At 43.2% G+C, this 19767-nt stretch carries 18 protein-coding genes and 1 pseudogene; 3 read left to right on the forward strand and 16 right to left on the reverse strand.

What is annotated here, in order from left to right; all coding sequences use genetic code 11:
- Nucleotides 1–34 precede the first annotated feature (34 nt).
- The 16 genes from FN961_RS01350 to FN961_RS01430 form a co-directional block, all read right to left on the reverse strand.
- On the reverse strand, nucleotides 35–724 hold the full coding sequence (locus tag FN961_RS01350; RefSeq protein WP_229814590.1) for a TadE family protein: 690 nt from the start codon (nucleotides 722–724) through the stop codon (nucleotides 35–37).
- Nucleotides 721–1215 (reverse strand): tetratricopeptide repeat protein, encoded by a 495-nt coding sequence (locus tag FN961_RS01355; RefSeq protein WP_143562746.1) that lies wholly within the window; start codon nucleotides 1213–1215, stop codon nucleotides 721–723. Before FN961_RS01355 ends, FN961_RS01350 begins: the two co-directional genes overlap by 4 nt.
- A complete protein-coding gene (locus FN961_RS01360) occupies nucleotides 1203–1547 on the reverse strand; it encodes a DUF192 domain-containing protein (protein ID WP_143562747.1) in 345 nt (114 codons plus the stop codon). Before FN961_RS01360 ends, FN961_RS01355 begins: the two co-directional genes overlap by 13 nt.
- A gap of 1 nt (nucleotide 1548) precedes the next feature.
- Entirely contained in the window at nucleotides 1549–2412 is an 864-nt protein-coding gene (locus FN961_RS01365; protein ID WP_143562748.1) for a type II secretion system F family protein, read from the reverse strand.
- A 9-nt stretch (nucleotides 2413–2421) separates the two neighbouring features.
- A complete protein-coding gene (locus FN961_RS01370) occupies nucleotides 2422–3273 on the reverse strand; it encodes a type II secretion system F family protein (RefSeq protein ID WP_143562749.1) in 852 nt (283 codons plus the stop codon).
- On the reverse strand, nucleotides 3266–5005 hold the full coding sequence (locus FN961_RS01375) for a TadA family conjugal transfer-associated ATPase (RefSeq protein WP_143562750.1): 1740 nt from the start codon (nucleotides 5003–5005) through the stop codon (nucleotides 3266–3268). Before FN961_RS01375 ends, FN961_RS01370 begins: the two co-directional genes overlap by 8 nt.
- Nucleotides 5006–5014: 9 nt before the next feature.
- On the reverse strand, nucleotides 5015–6244 hold the full coding sequence (locus FN961_RS01380) for a type II and III secretion system protein family protein (RefSeq protein WP_229814591.1): 1230 nt from the start codon (nucleotides 6242–6244) through the stop codon (nucleotides 5015–5017).
- Between the two features lie 77 nt (nucleotides 6245–6321).
- Nucleotides 6322–7218, reverse strand: a complete 897-nt coding sequence (gene cpaB / locus FN961_RS01385; RefSeq protein ID WP_143562752.1) for a Flp pilus assembly protein CpaB — start codon at nucleotides 7216–7218, stop codon at nucleotides 6322–6324.
- A gap of 214 nt (nucleotides 7219–7432) precedes the next feature.
- Nucleotides 7433–8107, reverse strand: a complete 675-nt coding sequence (locus FN961_RS01395; protein ID WP_143562754.1) for a hypothetical protein — start codon at nucleotides 8105–8107, stop codon at nucleotides 7433–7435.
- A gap of 4 nt (nucleotides 8108–8111) precedes the next feature.
- Entirely contained in the window at nucleotides 8112–8984 is an 873-nt protein-coding gene (locus FN961_RS01400) for a hypothetical protein (RefSeq protein WP_143562755.1), read from the reverse strand.
- The gene (locus FN961_RS01405; RefSeq protein ID WP_229814592.1) at nucleotides 8984–10396 is read right to left on the reverse strand and encodes a Tad domain-containing protein; all 1413 of its coding nucleotides are present in this window, start codon (nucleotides 10394–10396) and stop codon (nucleotides 8984–8986) included. The genes FN961_RS01400 and FN961_RS01405 overlap by 1 nt, the downstream gene beginning before the upstream one ends.
- 120 nt (nucleotides 10397–10516) lie before the next feature.
- The gene (locus FN961_RS01410) at nucleotides 10517–10810 is read right to left on the reverse strand and encodes a Flp family type IVb pilin (protein WP_143562756.1); all 294 of its coding nucleotides are present in this window, start codon (nucleotides 10808–10810) and stop codon (nucleotides 10517–10519) included.
- 65 nt (nucleotides 10811–10875) lie between these two features.
- Nucleotides 10876–11148 carry a Flp family type IVb pilin gene (locus FN961_RS01415; RefSeq protein ID WP_143562757.1) on the reverse strand — a complete coding sequence of 91 codons (273 nt, stop codon included), beginning with the start codon at nucleotides 11146–11148 and terminating at the stop codon, nucleotides 10876–10878.
- A 116-nt stretch (nucleotides 11149–11264) separates the two neighbouring features.
- Complete coding sequence (locus tag FN961_RS01420) at nucleotides 11265–11897, reverse strand: response regulator transcription factor (RefSeq protein ID WP_143562758.1); 633 nt, start codon at nucleotides 11895–11897, stop codon at nucleotides 11265–11267.
- A 320-nt stretch (nucleotides 11898–12217) separates the two neighbouring features.
- Nucleotides 12218–13735 (reverse strand): M16 family metallopeptidase, encoded by a 1518-nt coding sequence (locus FN961_RS01425; RefSeq protein ID WP_143562759.1) that lies wholly within the window; start codon nucleotides 13733–13735, stop codon nucleotides 12218–12220.
- Nucleotides 13732–15081, reverse strand: a complete 1350-nt coding sequence (locus tag FN961_RS01430) for a M16 family metallopeptidase (protein ID WP_143562760.1) — start codon at nucleotides 15079–15081, stop codon at nucleotides 13732–13734. The genes FN961_RS01425 and FN961_RS01430 overlap by 4 nt, the downstream gene beginning before the upstream one ends.
- Nucleotides 15082–15765: 684 nt before the next feature.
- Between FN961_RS01430 and FN961_RS01435 the strand changes: the two genes are divergently transcribed.
- The 3 genes and pseudogenes from FN961_RS01435 to FN961_RS01445 all read left to right on the forward strand — a co-directional run.
- A complete protein-coding gene (locus tag FN961_RS01435; protein ID WP_143562761.1) occupies nucleotides 15766–17499 on the forward strand; it encodes a potassium/proton antiporter in 1734 nt (577 codons plus the stop codon).
- A 181-nt stretch (nucleotides 17500–17680) separates the two neighbouring features.
- Nucleotides 17681–18862 (forward strand): flagellin lysine-N-methylase, encoded by a 1182-nt coding sequence (fliB, locus tag FN961_RS01440; protein ID WP_143562762.1) that lies wholly within the window; start codon nucleotides 17681–17683, stop codon nucleotides 18860–18862.
- Nucleotides 18863–19459: 597 nt separating this feature from the next.
- Nucleotides 19460–19747: pseudogene (locus FN961_RS01445) on the forward strand (IS4 family transposase); the annotation flags it as partial.
- Nucleotides 19748–19767 lie beyond the last annotated feature (20 nt).

Here is a 19767-nt window from a genome sequence, read left to right on the forward strand (position 1 = left end):
CTTGTTGAACTCACCGTTATTGAGTCATTTATATTTACATTCTAAATGGGGTTTGCATTCGCATTAGCCCTTGAGACGTGAGTGCTAAAAAAATATCTCCAGTGGCAGCACCAAGCACATTGCAAGCAATTTGATCTGGACTTGGGGCGTATAACAATGAAGTAACGATCTCTTTAATTACATAGTTTGCGAAGGGAACGATGAGCTTCTGACACCAACGAACTTCGATTTGTAATAAATTGGCGTCTTGGATATTCAGTTGGCGATTGTTGCCGACATTTTTTAATATTGGATTTCGATACATTAAGTTGTTGTTGGGAATTTCAGAGATATATCCACTTGTGTATTTATTGCGTACTTTAAAGCGACTGAACGTCTGGCTATCAGGGCTCAGAATACGAATCTCACTTTGCAGAGCGGTAGCGATGTTAGCTTTAACAACAGCTGCTAACGTGTCACTGATGTCAGTGCCATGAGCGAAGAGGGGCATCATCCCTTGGGCGAGTCCTTTGCGGATCTCAGTCTTGCTACCATGGTTTAATGTGCCTGCTCTAACCGCTTGCGCTGTTGCAGCATCTAAGGTGCTTTTACTTGAATAGATAAACCCCCATTGCGCTATCATCATCATAGAAACGAGAATGACAGGCATTAAAAAAGGCAAGGCAAGATTAAACTCAAACATGCTTTGCCCTTTTTGAGTGCGGTTTAGCATGGTGATCTTCATCTGGCCGCTTGCTCACTCGGTAGGCTGGGCTTATGAGTTTGGCTCTGTATGGTATTGAGTGCATGCAGTAGTGCTTGAATCTGACGACCGACAGGGCTGTTTTGGTCGCCCTGTTTGTTCGCTGATGTGAGTACTTGTGTCGATTGTTTTATTCTCACTAAGCTCATGTTATACCAAGCTTTCTGATTCGCAGGTTCAAGTTCTAAGCAGCGCATGTAGGCTGCTACTGCGGCATTATGACGACCGGTTCGAGTGTATATGTTGCCCAGACGAAACCAGCCTGGAGCATAGTTAGGAACACTGGCTAATACCTGCAAATATAAGCTTTCAGCTTGATCGAGCCGTGCCATCTTATAGGCTTGTTCGGCTTCAGCTTGCAGGGTCATTATCTGCTGATTTCCTTGGGGCTTTTTCTCTTGATGAGAGGAAACACATCCGGATAGGTTTATTAGGCTGGCCATCAAGAGGCTTATGATTATTAGTCTTGCCATGACAGAGTGTCTCCTTGTTTTATATTTTTATTTTCTGTGTTTCCAGCGGCGAGCTCCAACACTTGGGTAGCACCTCTGCACGCGCTACTGCGCCAGGGTTTTAGGTTTTTTGTGATTTTGAGAACTTTGTTATTATTGTTGAGGTAAACAATATCGAGTGAATACTTCATCCCTATGGTATGAACGGAATTACAAGGTGAGATCAGCAGGCCTTGTTCATTGGTAAGGCGTTTCCGTCCCAGTAGACCTCGGAGTCGTAGCCAAGGGGTATTTGCAAGAAAAACCTGCTCAATCTGGGTACCGTTGTGATTGTTGATACGGGTATTTTTCATGTTATAGCTCATACATAAACTTCATTGCGATAGGGAAAGCCAAAATCATGAAGGTGACGGGGAAGATGAAAATAATCAGTGGAAAGACTAATTTGACCGGGGCTTCTAAGGCCTTTTTCTCTGCGCGTTGAAAACGCTCTACACGGCGCTGATCTGATTGAACTCTTAATGTTTGTCCTAGGCTGGCACCGGTTTTTTCTGCTTGCGCGAGTGCACTGACTAGGCTGTTTATTTCTGTGATCTGAACCCGTTCAGCCATGTTTCTAAATGATTGTGCTCGTGACATACCGGCTCTCATGTCGCGAATGACTTTTTCAAATTCGATTTTTAATGGTCCATTGGGGCCGCGTTCTACAGCTTGTCCTATCGCGCCTGTCATGTTGAGGCCGGCTTCTATTGACATGGTCAAGTAATCTAAATACACAGGTAAAGATTTCACGATAAGCCCTTGGCGTTTCTTCCGTAAATCGTTAAGTGTCATGACGGGCAGGAAGTAACCGATGACAGCGGCAATGAATAGGTATTTTAGGTTGATTTCATCCAGCAACAGGCTGCAGACGACCGTTAAACTTAATGCGAAAAGTGTGCTGATGATCCTGATTGCAAAGTACTGCTCTGCCGTCATCATGTATGAGACTCCAGACACTTGCAGTTTCTTAGAGATCCTTTCCAGATAATCGACACTCAAATTTTCACTAATGTAAAAAGCGAATAATCTGATCGATGGCCATAGCATTTTGAGTCCCGGAGAGAGAGGATCCATAAACTCACGATTAGTCTTAGGGACTCTTCGATATATACGGATACAACTCACCGTAAGAAAGATGATCGCGATGGTAAAAAACGCAACAATTAAATTGACCATGTGTATTACCTATACATCGATTGCGACAATTTTTCGTATGGACAGATAGCCGCTCGTTAGCATGATAAATATCAATGCCATAAGCGCCCAGCCCATCGGCTCTGTGAAGATCCTACCCATGGATCTTGGTTCCATGTGGTACAGGACAATGCCGATAAAAATTGGCAGTAGTGTCATGACGACTCCCTGCATTTTTCCCTGAGAGGTGAGGGCATCAATTTTCCCCTCCATCTCAATCTTTCTTCTCAAGGTAGAAGATAATCTGAGCAAGACCTCTGCTAAGTTTCCGCCGACCTCTCTTGAGATTTGCATACCAGCGGTAACCAGTTGAAACTCATCTTCAGGGATGCGCTTGAACATGTTGTCGAGTGCGGTATTGAACTCGACACCCAGTCGTTGCTCTCTTTGAAATAGTTGAAACTCTTGCTTGATAGGCGCTTCCATCTCTTCTGCCATAAATTCGATAGCACTGCTGATGTTGGCACCTGATTGCATTGATGACGCGATCATGTTGAGCGCATCAGGAAGTTGGTGAACAAATTTTCGACGGCGGCGAGTATGGAGATATTTATAGGCAAATCTTGGAATGATCGAGAGGATGATGCTGATAATAATGCCGACTATCCAGGAGCCGAGGAATATTCTTACCAGAAAAGGCACCGACAGTAGCGTGAGCATATTGAGCCAAAATAGCTGACGAGGCTCAATGAACAGGAACATATCAGCGAGATTAGTTCTTGCCGATGAGGTAAAGGTTTCCTGATATTTTACTGCAAGTTGTGCAGATAAATGTTTCAGTGCCCATACCATTATCGCGACAGTAAGAAAGGCAAAAATAGCCGCAAAAATAGAACTAGTCATTTTTTGCATCCTTATCGAAAATATCGAGTTTAACTTTTACGCCTTGTTTACGAAGTTGCTCGTAAAACTCCGGCATAGTGCCCGTTGCCGTGTAGTAACCTTGTACCTTGCCTTCGCTGTTAAAGCCTGTTTGTTCAAACTTAAAGATCTCAGATAGCTGAACGATGCTGCCTTCTATGCCTGTGAGTTCACAGATGCTGGTGACGCGCCTTGAACCATCGGAAAAACGGGATTGTTGAACGATAATATTCACCGCGGAGGTGATCTGTTCTCGAATCGCTTGTACTGGCAAGTTCATTCCAGCCATCATGACCATGACTTCTAAACGTGAAATACAATCGCGTGGAGAGTTGGAGTGAGCGGTGGTTAATGACCCATCATGGCCCGTATTCATTGCTTGGAGCATGTCTAACGCTTCACCGCCACGGCACTCACCAATGACCACTCGGTCAGGTCGCATTCTGAGACAGTTTTTCACTAAGTCGCGGATCTCAATCGCCCCTTTTCCTTCCTGATTTGGTGGACGTGCTTCGAGTGAGACTAAGTTAGGTTGATATAATTGAAGCTCCGCTGCATCTTCGACGGTGACAATGCGCTCGTTATCGGGAATGAAGTTAGACAGTACGTTTAGTAGCGTTGTTTTTCCTGAGCCAGTACCACCAGAAATGACGATATTGCGCTTTTGATTGACGGCAGTTTCAAGAAATTCAGCCATGGCATGATTCATTGAACCAAAATTGACAAGATCGTCACAGCTAAGCCTTTGCTGCATAAATTTTCGGATCGTGATGCAGGGGCCTTTAAGTGCTAAAGGAGGGATAACGGCATTGACGCGTGAACCATCTTTTAATCGAGCATCAACCATCGGAGAGCTTTCATCGATACGTCGGCCTATTGGTGTGACGATGCGCTCTATTGCGCCTAAAACGGCTTGGTCATCTGAAAAAACCACGTCAGAAAGATAGAGTTTGCCTGCTTTCTCATAGAAAATTTGGTCATGGCTATTGACCATTATTTCGGTTACATCATTATCTGCAATCAGCCCTTCCAGAGGGCCAAGACCTATGGTTTCGTCTAGCACTTCTTTAATTAAAGATTTGATCTCAATCTCTTTAGGAAGTTTGAGATTAGAGATGATCTGATTAATCAGTGATTCGCTTTGGCTTCTAAGCTCGATATCACTCATCTCATTGACGTTAACTCGGCGTAAATCCATCTGTTTAAGCAGCTCAGTGTGGACCTTACGACGCCAATCATTTCGTATTTTTATGTTCTCTAGTTGTTCGTCCGATAGCGTTGGCGGTGAGTTCGCTGATATCACTTTTTTCTCTTGTGCGGGCTCAGGTACACTGCTGTCAGTTTGAGTAGGTAAAGTCGGTTTTGGACTTACTGGTTCATTAAATGTCTCTTGAGTTACTGATTTTGAAGAGAACTCAGGGTCTGTGCTGTGTACTCGTATTTGGTAATCACCGACCTGTATTTTGTCCGTCATGACCAAGGGACCGTATTGGGTTACCTTCTCATTATTAATTTTAATTCCGGTACGGCTTTTATTATCTTCAATAAAGATACCTTGATCATTCTGAGTCAAAATCGCATGATGTTTAGATACTTTTAATCCTCTTAATACAATAAGTTGCTCTGGATCTTTGCCAATATTACAGTGAGGGTGAATACATTGAAATTCACCTACCTTTGTTCCTTTTGTGGTGCTAACGACGACGTTAAACATCTCACTCTCCTAATCCAGAATATAAAAAGCTTCAAGCTTATTGGTTTCTTCAGCCATCTCTAAACCTCGGGCTAGCTGTTTATCGTGGCTCTCTTCACCTGGGAAGACGATCGTGGGAGTGACAAAGATGACAAGTTCAGTTTTGTTATCTTTAAAATCTCTGGATTTGAATAACTCACCTAAAATAGGAATGTCGCCTAAGAAGGGGAACTTATTGACCACTTTCGACATTTCGCTGTTAACCAATCCTGAAATGACGATGGTTTCATTATTTTTTACATTAATGACAGACTCTGTTCGGCGAGTCAGTGTTCCTGGAATACCATCGATGGCAACGGAGGGATCGATAGAACTAACCTCTGCCATAACACGACTGATGATATTGTTATTGCCATCAACGACAGGCTCGATGTCGAGCTTTATGCCGTACTCTTTAAACTCTACATCCACAGAACCAAGACCACTGATACTGCGGATAGGAAATTCACCACCGGATAAAAAGCTTGCGGACTCACCGCTACGAGTAGTGAGGTTTGGTTCGGCCAGCATGCGGGCATCGCCCTTTTCTGAAAGAAGCTGGATTTGAGAGCCTATGCCCGTGACAATGCCAAAGTAGCTCCAGCCTCGAGTGTCTAACACACCAATACCGTCAGTTATCGCGCCACCAATCGCTTCGGCGTACTGCCCTGGAGATGCCACATTAAATAGAGGGTTTGAAGTGAACGCTTTAGCCGCGCCAAAAGCTGGCCCTGACATGCCGGTTTCCCATTTGATGCCGACGTTATTGAGTGTTGATTTATTAAATTCAACAATCTTGACCTGCATCTTGATCATGGGAGACATGGTTTTAGCAAATTTTAAATAATTAACTAGTGAAACAACATTAGGAGCTTCGCCGATAATGCTCTCTAACTGCTGTTTCAAGGCCAGATCCGCTTCACCTTGCACTATGATTAGGCCGTCGCTTTCTGTGACCGATATTGAGGGGAATGCAGCTAGCATCTTCTTTACTTTGTCGCTGGTCCGTAAGCTATTGTCGTTGGTCACAGTGATGCTGAGCTTGATTAGCTTTCCATTCTTTTGCCACAACTGTAGATCGGTATTTCCGTTGCCTTCTCCGATAAGAAGCACGCCTTTATCATCAATAACCTTGGCGCTAATAACCTTGCTATTACCAACGACGATTCGTTCTACATCTTTGGCTTTATAAAGCTCAACAGCCCCAACATATAACTTCATTGGTTTATTATTATGAGCAAAGCTTAGAAAAGGAATTAATAGTGCTATCCAAATGATTCTTATAATTTTATTATTTTTCATAATGCTGTTTTATTCTTAAGTTGGCTCAGTTGCTCTAACATTTCAATAGGAAGAGGATAGGCTTGAATGGACGTTTTAATGCCGTTGCCTCCGGTTATAATCTCTACTTCTCGCGTTAGCACATCGTCAGACTGGTTAAAAAGTTGGCCCTCATGCAGAGAGACAAACTCAAGTGGTAATTTTTCGTTTTTATTACGCAGTAAGGTGACAAATTTGCCTTTCTCTTTTGCTACCGTGACCCTTGCAGCGTCGGTGACGCTGAGGGCTAAAGTGACGGTGTCATAGGCATTGGGGTTATCGTAAAGGGTGTCTACCAGTTCAGGATTGATGTCTATGCTGCGTTTGCCTGTTGCAATGACTGTAATATCTTCGAGTAATAGCTGTAGCCTATTAAGATCGCTGCCTGTATTTTCGTCTTCAAACGAAAGAAGCAGATCAATGTGATCTGAGGGAACCAACATTCCCGCAGTAGAGTTGAGCTCATCTATATTGATGGTGACGGCACGTTGACCCTCTCTCAGCATATCTGAGAACTTCTCTATTTTATGCCCTGGCAGGTAGGTGCTAATTAAGGGGCGACCAGGAGAAATTGGGGCAAGTAGCATTTGCCCCACTATGAGATCAAAATCCCTGGGATGAATAGCATCAAGGGGTAAAGTATCGGCGCGTATTTGTCTGACGGACATATTTTGTTGTGAAATTATATCGCCAGTTCTGAGCTCTTGGGTTGCCACAACAACATCTGCCATAACGATATTATCTTTTGATAGTTCAGCCCTTAGTTCCTGTTCTTTAGTGATAAAGTAATTATTAGTTGCCCAAGCTGCAATGCTACCAAGTACGATGGCAATGACGAGAAGAACCCAGTTGAAGTCTATTGATTTTATTTGCATTTTTAAGACCAAATTTAATTAGGTAGAGCGGGCAGTGATTTGCTATATGCAAATGCGGAATACCAGTCCCTTAGTGAATCAAGACACAGTTCCATGACGTTGTTACTGTCCTCGATCGGCGTCAATAACGCGGCTATCAGCGCTGAGCATACGACCAAGTATTCGACACTTGCTTGTCCTCTTAGATTGGATTTTCTTGAGGGCTTATACATATCTATAATCCTTCCGTGACTTGGTTAGCGACAATGTAAACTTTTGATTTTTTGATGTTAAAACTAATATCAATGAGATTGGTGCCTTGGCTCATTTGCAGAACAGCTTTACCTGCATTGGTGTCTAAAATGGCTGAGTTTTCTATCCAGCCTCGCTGTTGAAAGTGTCGGCGGTAGTAATGGTAACTTGCTGATAAGCTCTGGGGACTGCTCAAGACTAAGGTTCGTCCCTGTTTGAAAAGATCCTGTGATTGAATGTCCGAAATAACCGTTGCACCGTGTGGTTTGGGAAATTTCTGTTGATTAACTCTGGCAAGTTCAGTCTCACTAATGTCTTTAGTGATGCCGACATAAGTGACCACACCATCATAAGTTTGACTGATACGGGCCGTCAGTAGGTAAGGGCGTTGCATGCTATTGATAACATAATCACCATCGAACATTCTGGCATCGAAACGTTCGCTTTTTTCTTGCCATTGTTGTTTAAAGAAGTTAGCCATCATCATTTGGCTTTGCTTATCGGTTACTACCCAGGTTTTCATGGGATAGCCTTGATAACGCATGTCATCAGCCACGACTTCAACTTTAGCGGTTTCTGGAAATTCAATTTCAGGCCAATCGGAAGCATATGACTGAGTTGAAAATAGGGTAAGCAGTACAAGTAAAATATTTTTCATCCAATTAGCCTCCACAGTTAGTTGTGCCATAGGTACAAAGTCTATTGAGTGGGAGAACATCAGGATCGACATGCCCGAGTCTTAATCGACTTGGGCGCAACTCTTTACCAAAAGGAAGGATGCTTAATAAGCGTTGTGCGGTACGTATTACGCCGTTGTCCATATAGTTAGTGAGTACTAAGCGTTCAACTCTGTTTTTAACGTGGTAGGGCCCACCCGCATTCCAGCCTGAAGCCAATAAAGCGCTATTGCTCTGAAAATTCAGATTAATGTCATCAAAAGGTTCTATATAGAGGTTTTCGACATTAGAACTTACATTCGTGCGGTAAAACTGATCTCTTTCTAATGAAAATCCAGTAAAAGAGAGCAGGCCTATGGCGCGTCCTACTGCACTGCCTATCGTGCCAGGTAGCCTGCCGCCAGAATGTGTTCGAGTGAATCTATCGAGCTCGTTACCATTGCTTGGACTCTGCCGATTTGACTTAAGCATGGTTTCAGCATTTCGATTCTGACGTACTTGGTGCTTTAGTGTTGGATGAACCTTGTTTACCCAATCCCATTGCGCCGTTGTTCGACTGGTCAGCTTATTGCCGTCATCCTGATAGAATCGCCAAGGGATCTGTTTCGCTGTTTCAACTTCACTTTTTTGGGCCAAATATAGACCGCTTCTTCTGGGGAGCCGACTTGGACGACGCTCCTTCCACACGGTTCTTTCCCATGCAGAGTAGTGAGACGCTTGCTGAGCTTTATGTTTTACGACCCCCATTTTCGCCATAAATGGCAAAAGGATGAGCAGTGGTATAACGACAAAACTGATACCAATAGCACTCTCAATCAGTGCTTGGCCTCGCTGTCTTATAAATGGTTGCTGTTTCATTACAGGAACCTAGTTATGGCTAAGACGATATTTCGTTCAGAGTTAGTGGAGTCTGATAATCGAGTTTGCCAAAAAGGGTTGTAGAGATTGCCATACTCATGACGGCGATCGCTGCGGCGCCATGCTGATGAAGATATCATCAGATCGTAAGGTCTTGAATAATAGACTTGAGCAGCAGATAGTGCTGTCATTCTATCCCCTAACATCTCTTCATTTATAGCTGGGTTCGTGTTGGCTTCTCCAACATCAACGGTTTTACTTGTCCGTGTGTTTTTTTGTGATTTGGACACGACAACGGCAATGTTTTGAGTCGTGTTTTTTGACTTTGCCGAATTTGAAAGTCCATAGAATGGCTGTACGCCGTTATAGCCTCCTCGGGTTTCTTGCTCATATCCAGCATATCGAGAGGCTGAACGATTGGTGCCTCGACTTGAGCCCCAATAGCTCTTGCTGCCAATGCTTCTTATATTGGCTCTACTGTCTGAACGTGTTGCTCCCCAACCTAATGGGGTTTCTCTGTAACCTCTCCAGCGGCAACCTGACCAGCTGCAACGGAACTTTGACAGGTGAAAGCTGATTGTATCCATAGAGGTCCAAGTCTCAGCTTGGTATTTACCATTAGAAATCAGTTCGCTACCGCCTGTTTTATAGGTTTTCCAGCGAAGTGGAAATAAACTGACAGACCAAGGACCATTTAATTTATAACTGCGAGATTTACTGAAAGAGTCACGTGAATCTAAGGATACGGTAAGAAAGTCTTGGAATTGATTGGTGCCTTTTTGGTTTGGTTTTTGATTACTTCTGCTATGCCGCTTTTGAAAATCGACCCATAAATTTTTAACATCCCCCAACATTTGTGGGTTCTGTAATAAGTCTAATTTAGCTTTGGGGTCATTCGCTTTGACAATATCGCCAGCCGTAACGACGGTCGATACTAGGCCTGCATAGTGCACAATTTGTTGTGATACGGATAAGGTTTGTAAAATAATATCTTCAGCATAAACCAAGGCTTCGAAAACCGGCTGTGCGACACTATTGATGGAACCAACGGCGGACTTTATGCCTGATAAAACTTGCCCTAAATAGGGAACCCAACATAGAAAATTACACGCGTTTTGAGCGAATTTATCGGTCATGTTAAACCAAGACGATAACCCGACCATTTGAGCGACAGCGACTTGATTCGCGACCGATGCTCTGTTGGTGTAAGCTTTAAAATTAAAATCTCGAGCGGCAATAGTGGCAATACTGTAGGCAGTGTTGTCAGCGGTGTTTTGCAATTTACTACCGTGTAAATTGAGTTGGGATGCGTTAAAACTAAATATCACAACCATCAAAGCAAATGACATTAGAATTAATGACAAGGCCATTGCTTGGCCTTTATTTTTTGTCAGCATTCGTCCATGTCTCATTGCTGTATTTTCCATATGCTTAATCGCATTTTATTGATTAGAAATTATCGCTATTGGTATTCAAATCCGTGAATCGTTTTATTGAATAGAACGTAAGTGGGCGTGAATATTAAAAACGAATTAATCTACACCGCCTCCGCCACCTGTTCCATCACTGGCTTTATTGGCCCCTTCATTGTAATTACCGAGGTTGTAGTCTTTATTCGCAACGGTGGTTGCTTCTGTCGCAGAGCCTTTGGCAGCAGTGATTTGTGCAGAAGAGTCAACGCCTGAGACTTCCGATGATATGCCTGCAACTTGATTACGGACTGTTTGACCAAAGAAGCTATAAACACCGATTGCTGACACTGCAATGAGTGCAACAATGATAATGTACTCGGTCATACCTTGACCTAGATGGTTAAACTTTCTCATCACTTAATTCCATTTGTGATAAAAGCAAGAAAAGAGAGTCTTTTCTTGCTTAGATTGGGGCGGAATTAGTTACCAGCAGCACTTTTATTTGCGGCTTCGTTGTAATTACCGAGGTTATAATCTTCTTTTGCCACGTTAGTCGCATCAACAGCTGATGCTTTAGCTGCCGTGATTTGTGCAGTAGAGTCCACACCTGACATTTCAGAAGAGAGCCCTGCAACCTGGTTACGGATTGTTTGACCAAAAAAGCTGTACACACCAATTGCTGAAACAGCAATCAATGCCACAATGATAATATATTCAGTCATACCTTGACCGCGTTGTTTATTTTTTAACATTCCATCTCTCCTTGAGAATATAATACAGTTAACGGTATATTATACTGAATGTGATAAGTCTCAATTATTAGAAAGGATAATTTTAACATTCCGAATACATTCTTTGGGGTGGGTTCTTAATTGATTTCTTTGCCTTGGTTATAAGCAAGTAATAAATGACTGCGGTTTCTTATATTGGTCTTTTTGTAAATATTTTGCATATGCATTTTTATTGTGTTAATGGAAACGTTTAATTTGTCTGCCACTTGATCGTTGCTGAGCCCATTGCAAACTAAAGACAATACCTCTTTTTCTTTTTTTGTTGTCGATGTCATTAATAACACCTGACCTTTAGATAAAGTTTGGTTTTGATAATTTAAAATGAATTTAGATAATGACTCATTACTAAAGTAAAGATTGCCATTTAAAATATTTGTGATTGTCTCTAATAAAGTGTGAGCAGGTGACTCAGAAAGGATGGCAGCTCTAAATCCAAGTTTTATAAGGAAAACTTCATCATCTATCGATAGTTTATTGCATATTGCAATATGCAATCCACTGGAGAAAAGTATCTCGTCTAAATATTTTACATCATCTATAACTGAGTTTAAAAAGTGTAATAATATTTTTTGTTTTTCTTGTGAATTATTCCATGCACTCGTAATGTTTTTACTTTGATTAACTTTTAGGTTTAATAATCCCGCAGTGTTTTTTAGTTTTAGTAAGTTATTATCTGTGTGATTAAGGGTAAAAATTTCACCATCATACATCCCATTTCCTTATGACATCCAACAGATGTAATGCTTTATTACTCGCTTCTTAGTACTACAAATCTATCTTGTAATATCGTAATCATCGTTCTTTTTCAGTTATCTTGATTGTATCTGTTTGCACAGCGATCGCAACAGTTGATTAACCTATTCGTCGTCCATTTCGTCGAGTTTGCATCTGGGTGGGTTTTGTTTTGGGTTCTTTTTGTCTTATTAGTGTTATTTTTTAGTATTTAATACTAAAGGCTGATGCAGAGTGCTTAATATTTCGGATATAGCGATGTTTTATTCTGCAAAGCTTAATTGTCATATTATATGAATTAATATTTAATTGGTATTATCTCCCAATGTGGTAATTTTTCATGGAGATCTTTTTCTATTTTATCCATATCACCACGGATCAATATTGTAGGCGTACTTAAAAAGACATGTTGAGCCATGTGTTGCAGTGCCAGTGGGGTTAACTCACTAATGACATTTTGTTGAGCCTCACTTGAATCTACTTTTTTTAGTGCTAGCTGCTTTAGGTAATACGCAAATGCTGAGTTGATGGATTGCGAGGTTAATAGGTACTTACTTTTTTCATGTATTTTAAGTACTGATAGTTCAGCTTCTTCTATGAGTGTTTCACTGGCCAGATCGAGGTGATCTAAAATTCCTGAGATAAACGCGCCAGTATGTTGCAGTTGAGTACTGCCATAAAATTTTAGCGTGCGAGCCAGTGGATTGTTGAAACACCTTCCATATATGCCGTAAGTGAGACCGCGTTGCTCCCGTAAATCATAATAGAGCCTACCGGAAAAGCTGCGCCCCAACCAACTTGCCAACAATTGACAGCTAAGTGGGCCACTTTTTTCATTAAGCACCATCTCTTTATCTGAGTATGTTTGAGATGTGGATGTTGAGATGGGTAAACGGTAACCGACTCTGACTTGAGTTTGTACTGCGCCTGGTGCATCGATGATATAGAGGCGTTTTTGTGGATGCTGAGTGACAGTCGGCAAGGGGTCATGTTTCAGACTGGCGGCGCTGGTCTCTTTACTATTGGCAGGGGGGGGATTGGGCAACTCCAGCGCTAATCTCTTCGGTAGCTCAATCAGCGCGTCTTCCTTTGCTGAGGTTAGCAGGTGCCATGTCGAGCCCGTTAATATAGCTGACTGTAGTTTGATCAGGTCTTTATCGGTGAGTTCATCTTGCAGGGCTTGATTGCGTAAACTTAAGTTATAAGGGTGTTGTTCGCCGAGTATCTCCTTTGCCCATACTGTCTCTATCTCACCGCCGCTGTATGCATTGATATGCTTATTCAGTTTTAACTGTCGGCGAACCGTGTCTAGATCTAAACCCTCGAAAGCTTCTGCTTGCCAACTTCTGGCTAACAAGGTTATGGCTGAGTTGACTTCTGCACTTGGGCAGGCCATCTGTAGGCTGATGCTGTGCATACTGGCGTTAATGCGTAAACTCTCAATACATGTAAGACTCGATGTTGACGCTAGCCTGTAGGCTCTTTGATAGAGCGCGATATTAAGGACATCAATATTGTTAAATGGTCGCTTGGGATTGATCAAGCTTAGGTTTAGATACACTAACTCCGATGGGCTTGACGGGTACTGATGTAAAGTGAGATTTTCAGCTATTTTGCTGACAGTCCACGTCTTATGTTTACCCTCATTAAAATTGACCTTAGGTGCACCTTTAAGTGTGGTGAATTCTGACACAATAGGTGCTTGACTGTCAGTGAATACTAACTTTGTTTGTTGGCAGGCTGAAAGGCCAAGTAATAACATGAAGCTGAAAGCGAGTGGGGTAATTCTTGGTGTTAATCTGGTTAGCTGTCTCATAGCACACTCTCCTCCAGAGTATCGCTCACTCCTTCAGGTAAGACTTCGAGTAGGGATTTTGTCCACCTGATGTACCAAGAAGGCAGCAGATCCAGTCGAACCAGATTATCGGCAAAATACAGCCTTGCTACCTGTTGAATTTGCGCAGTCGTCACAGTGTTAATGCGTTCCCAAGGCCCAGTTAATGGCGTTAATGTATCTCTTTGTTGTGTTGCTGAGAGCAATCGCGCAAGTTGGGACGGTCGGTCGAGTCGTTGCAGCGCTTGATTAAGCCAGTTGGCTTTTAATTGGTGCAAAGACTCGTCATCAATACCATTATCGGCGATATCAATAATCATCTTTTGTACGTTAGTCACCAGCTGGTTGAGTGAAGTTTTAGCTCTGGGCACCATGACTAAGTTACTGACACCCATAAGATCCATTGAGAGAGGGATGGAATAGGTGAGCAGTTGCTCTGGATCGGTTAGCCCGCTCTGTTTCATTAAACTGGCTCTATTTTGAAACAGGTAGGCCTCAAGTAATGCGATTGCTGCGGCATCTTGATGTTGCTGACCAACGGTATGCCAAGCAAGTAGCACAGCAGGCCAAGGGCCTCTGGCGTCGATGATCTCACCATGTACCTGTTTGTTTTTCGGTGCAAGCGGGGTAGCCGTGGCTAAAGAGGGAACCTTCAATGCTGGTTGCGGATTCTGCCATTGGCCAAACTCAGCATCGACCCAAGCATGGGTATTGTCGGAGTAGGTTCCCACTATGCTCAGTTGTGTGGCATCGGGTCGGTAATGGCGTTGATGAAACTGATTTAGCTGCTCAACGGTGGCACTGCTGACATCCTCTTTACTGCCTATGACAGAATGGCCATAAGGGGTTCCGTCCGCCTGTGAAAGTAGGAACTCCATTGCATCACGTACATAGGGTTGATTATCGATAGTGGTTGCCATCTCTTCCAGTACTGTTGCTTGTTGGTTTTCTACTGTTTGCTGACTCAGTACCGGACGAATAAAGCGATCAGCCTCTAGCCAAAGAGCAAGTTCAAGCGCTTCAGATGGCAGAGTGAGGTAGTAGTTGGTGAAATCGAAAAAGGTAGAAGCATTAAACTGGCCGCTTAGGGCGCTCATGGTTTGCGCGTAGCTGTCGCCGGGAGCATGTTGGCTGCCTTTAAATAGCATATGTTCAAATAGGTGAGCATACCCTGTTTGTCCTGTTATCTCATCTCTTGAACCTACCCTGAATTGGGTGGCAACAGACACACTGGTACTGAATGGGATCGGCAAAAGCCTAAGTTGTAGGCCATTATCAAGCTTTCTGTAGACAATGGTTTTTTCTATCGAATAGAGGGGAGCGGCCATCTGTTGCAGAGTTTGCCCGCTAGCCTGATTTGAGAGTAACGCGACCAAGCCAAGTAGGAGATATTTTTTCAGGGGATAGGTCCTTATTTATACCAGATATCGTTGGATCACTTAGTTATTTTATATCAGCTTTGCTAGGAGCATATCTAGGTATGTTCCCAAAATACCTGAGAATGTTTGTTTCAGGGGTCTTGTTTAAGCTCAATTCTTGGCGTGTTTTTTATGCAGGTAGTTTCAAGATGCTGATAATTAATGATTTTAATGTTGTCCAGTATCCAAAAATATGATCAAGACACTTATGCTTGCTTGTTACTATGACAGGGGGTGTCTTTATGACATGATGTTGTAGCGCATCAAGATGACTTGAAAATAGACAAATATGTGCTTGGTCATAAAACTGCATTGTATTAGCGGTAATATGGAGATTACTCTGGAACTAGCCTTATATAATTCTCATTATTTTGTTTTTTATGTTTTTATTGTTATTTGATTTTGTTGGTTTTTAATTTAAATTAGTGAGTCATTTAGGTTTTTTGGTATTAATTGGTGTAGATGGGCTAAATTTAATCTTATCTTCCCCTGAAGATAGGCTCGATAATGTATAATGCCTTAACTTTATAGGATTGAGAACATCCTGTTAGTTTGGCACTTTGAGATACTGTTATCACGTTTAGGGAGTTCATTATGAATGCAGAAACCATTAACCACTTTTTTCTAATTGGCGCATTCTTAATCGCGGTGAGCGTACTGTTAAGTGCAGTTTCATCTCGTGTTGGCATTCCTATTCTCTTGGTATTTCTTGGTGTGGGGATTCTTGCCGGAGAAAATGGCCCCGGTGGCATCCACTTTAATGACTACTCCGTTGCTTATCTCGTCAGTAATTTAGCGCTGGCGATCATCTTACTTGATGGCGGCATGCGCACCCGAGTGTCCAGTTTTCGTGTTGCTCTTTGGCCAGCGCTTTCGCTTGCCACTTTTGGTGTGGCGATAACAACAGGGCTCACCGGCTTAATGGCGGCTTGGCTGTTCGACCTCAACTTGCTTCAAGGTCTCTTGATTGGGGCGATTGTTGGCTCGACCGATGCAGCCGCGGTGTTCTCTTTGCTCAAAGGTAAACGGTTAAACGAGCGTGTTGGCGCCACACTTGAGATTGAATCGGGCAGTAATGATCCAATGGCGGTCTTTTTAACCGTAACCCTTATCGCCATACTCGCCAGTGTGGGCGATGGCTTGTCAGCAAGCTTTATGGCCATCAGCTTTCTCAAGCAGTTTGGCATCGGCGTGATGATGGGGGCGGGAGGAGGCTGGCTGTTATGGCAACTGATAAACCGCACGCAATTGGCCGATGGCTTGTATCCTATTTTGGCACTCAGTGGCGGCCTGATCGTATTTGCCACCTCAAATTACCTCGGTGGCAGTGGCATACTGTCTGTTTATCTGGTCGGTCTACTGCTGGGGAATAAAGCCACCCGTGGTCGTCATGCCATATTGAATGTGTTTGATGGTATGACTTGGTTAAGTCAAATTGGCATGTTCTTGGTACTGGGGCTGCTCTTAACACCGTCCGAGTTGACTGATGTCGCTATCCCCGCGTTGGCACTGGCGTTTGGTATGATTTTAATCGCCAGACCAATCTCAGTCTGGTTAAGTTTGCTTCCCTTTAAAAGTTTTAGCGCCAAAGAGCGCTGGTTCATCTCCTGGGTTGGCTTACGCGGCGCGGTGCCGATTATTCTGGCTGTATTCCCCATGATGGCGGGTTTACCTAATGCGCAGCTCTATTTCAACGTGGCTTTCTTCGTTGTACTGGTATCGCTATTAGTGCAAGGCTGCTCTTTGGGGAAAGCATCACGCCTAGCAAAAGTGGATCTGCCTCCAGTCCCTGGCCCTATCTCCAGAGCTGGCGTCGAAATCTATCCTAAGAGTGAATGGGAACTGTTTGTTTATCACCTCAGTGAGAACAAGTGGTGTGTGGGCGAGCCATTAAGAAAACTGAATATGCCAGAGGGCACTCATATTGCGGCCCTGTATCGCAATAACGAGATGTTGCACCCCTCGGGAAGTACGATGCTGAACACCGGCGATATTCTTTGCGTGTTAGGGCATGAAAAGGATCTTGATGGCTTAGGCAGGCTATTTAGTGAGCCACCTTTAACTAAGGTATTACCACGCTTTTTTGGTGACTTCTTCTTCGGTGTTGATATTGAACTGTCAGCGCTTGCGACTATGTATGGCTTAACGTTGGATGAGAAAACCATCAGCATGTCGGTAGGCGAGCTACTCAATGATCATTTGGCCGGTGAGCATGTGTTAGGTGATCAATTTGAGTGGCAATCACTGCACTGGATTATCTGCGAGCTTGAACAAGGCGTAGCAACCAAGGTCGGCATTCGTTTACCCTCAGAGATGACCCTGTCCTGAGTAGTACAAAGTTAAATCGCCCTAATGGTTATGTTTTCTTCAATGTATCAATTGTGTCGTTGTTCATAGAGATAAACAATTGAAGTGATAGAAGTAATTTTATCACTTCAGTCCTTATCCCCAATTGACTAACCCGCTGACCTTGTTATCTTATGACTATATTTCATGTGTTGGAAAGATAATGGCTAGCGGAATTGTTACTCCTAAATATGTCAGTGATTTCAGCTGTATAGGCCCTGATTGTGAAGATAGCTGCTGTATCGGTTGGAACATCTATATCGATAAGCAAAGCTATAAAAAGACAATGGCCCATCGCGAATTGAAAAGCTTGGCTAAAACAGCCATGAAAAAGATTAAGAAAAGTGATGACCAGTGGGCGATTATACGCTCAGACGCCCAAGGCGCATGCCCCTTTTTGGATGGTAAGAAACTGTGTAAAGTTCACTCCTTAGCCGGTGAAGATACCCTGAGCGAAACCTGTAAAACCTACCCTAGAACCTGCTTGGTGAGAGACAGTGACAAGTTTCAATCGCTCTCGTTATCTTGTCCGGAAGCGGCGAGATTAATCCTCTTTAGTCCCGATGCGTTTATGTTTGATCATAAACTCAGTGGTTCAAAAATCACACCCCATGAAAGCCCGCTTTGGCTCAGTAAATCCTACGACAACAGCATCGAGCTGCTGCTCAATGAGCATCTTAATTGGCAGGAGTCGTTACTGGCCATCGGCCTGTTAATTAATACTGCGGATAAGGTTTGGGGAAATGAGGTCGATGCTAGTCAGCTGGACGTTCGCTTAGAGCAACTCACCTTGTTAGCTGAGAAAGGTATGCTGCAAGAGCAGTATAAAGCCTTGGCTTATGCCGACGGACATCAGGTACAAGCATTCGCATCCATTCATGGCATGTTTATCGATGAGCACCCAAGACGTGATGGGGTCAGATTTAAAACGATTAATGATGCTATCAGTGCATTGCTTAACGATGACAGAACCGTGGATGTCGATAAGATTAACCATGCATGGAACACCATCGCATCCCCCGCGTTAGAGGAGCATGGCGATCTGTTTAAGCGCTATATACTGTATTACATTTACCATGAATACTTTCCTATCACCTTAAACGAAGCCCCCCAGTCAGCCTTTAGATTACTGGTACTCGATTGCTTCATGCTCCGCTGCTATCTAGCCGTGATAGCCCATAAAAACAATGGTCTGTCTGAGAGTGATGTGATCCTCTGTTTTCAGGTTTACCATGTTGTACGACAACATAAATCGACCTTTATTAAAGGGGCAACCGCCATCATGGATAAGTTTAACTTCTCCAGCGTAGCAGGGATCATAAGCTTGTTAAAAACTGGAGGGTAATACTTGTGAAATAACAAGTTTTGAATATTTTTTTGATGGGTTCATTGGGCGGTTTTGGTGTTTAATAGGTTTGCTGGATACCATTACTGAATTGGTGTTTATTGCTTGCAGCAGGTGCCGTGCAGGGATGCACCAATGTCGCAGTGGCAGGATGCCAAGGAGCTACCCGTCATATGTAAATACTTCTGCGGGACGCTGCAAGTACAATTCCTGTAAGCTCGACGGTGGCATCTGACCTATATGGATATAGGAAATGCCGGAAAATGTAGGGAACATTTTTGGCCTTGCCACCAACGCCCTCAGCCGCATTCACACCTGCTTGTTTATCTCTTCGATTTGGGTTAATTGGCTACGACCCCTTTGTTAGATATGTGGTGGGTTCATTGTGCTGTTTTAGTATTTGGTAGATTTTCTGAAGACCGTAGCTGAATAGGTGTTTATTGCTTGCAGCAGGCCGATGTGTAAATACTTCTGTGACACAGCACTAGTATGTCCCTATAGCTTCGGCCATGACATCCATGTCATGGACGGTCACAGCCGCATTCACACCTGAGTGTTTATCTCTTCGATTTAGGTTAATTGGCTACGACCCCTTTGTTAAAAATGAATGATAGTGGTACTCGGATCTCGAGCAGGCTAAGTGTATTGTTACTCATTGCCTGCTTATCTCAATTTGTGCTTTACCTGCTAGGTCTAGCCGTTAAAGTGGCTGGAAGACACTGGCAATATCAAGCTAATTCAATAAAACATCGCAATGTGCTCTCAAACCAATTTATTGGCTTAAGGGCTTACAAAGATAGGAAGTTGAAGCTGCTAAAATCTCACTGGCGAGCCGCTATAATGGCGCTGAAAGATTTAGTTAGGGATCCACAGGCATACTATTAAATTTGTGGGGATCCCTCAGA

Origin of the sequence: Shewanella hanedai (assembly GCF_007197645.1) — a bacterium.
Lineage (GTDB): Bacteria > Pseudomonadota > Gammaproteobacteria > Enterobacterales > Shewanellaceae > Shewanella > Shewanella hanedai.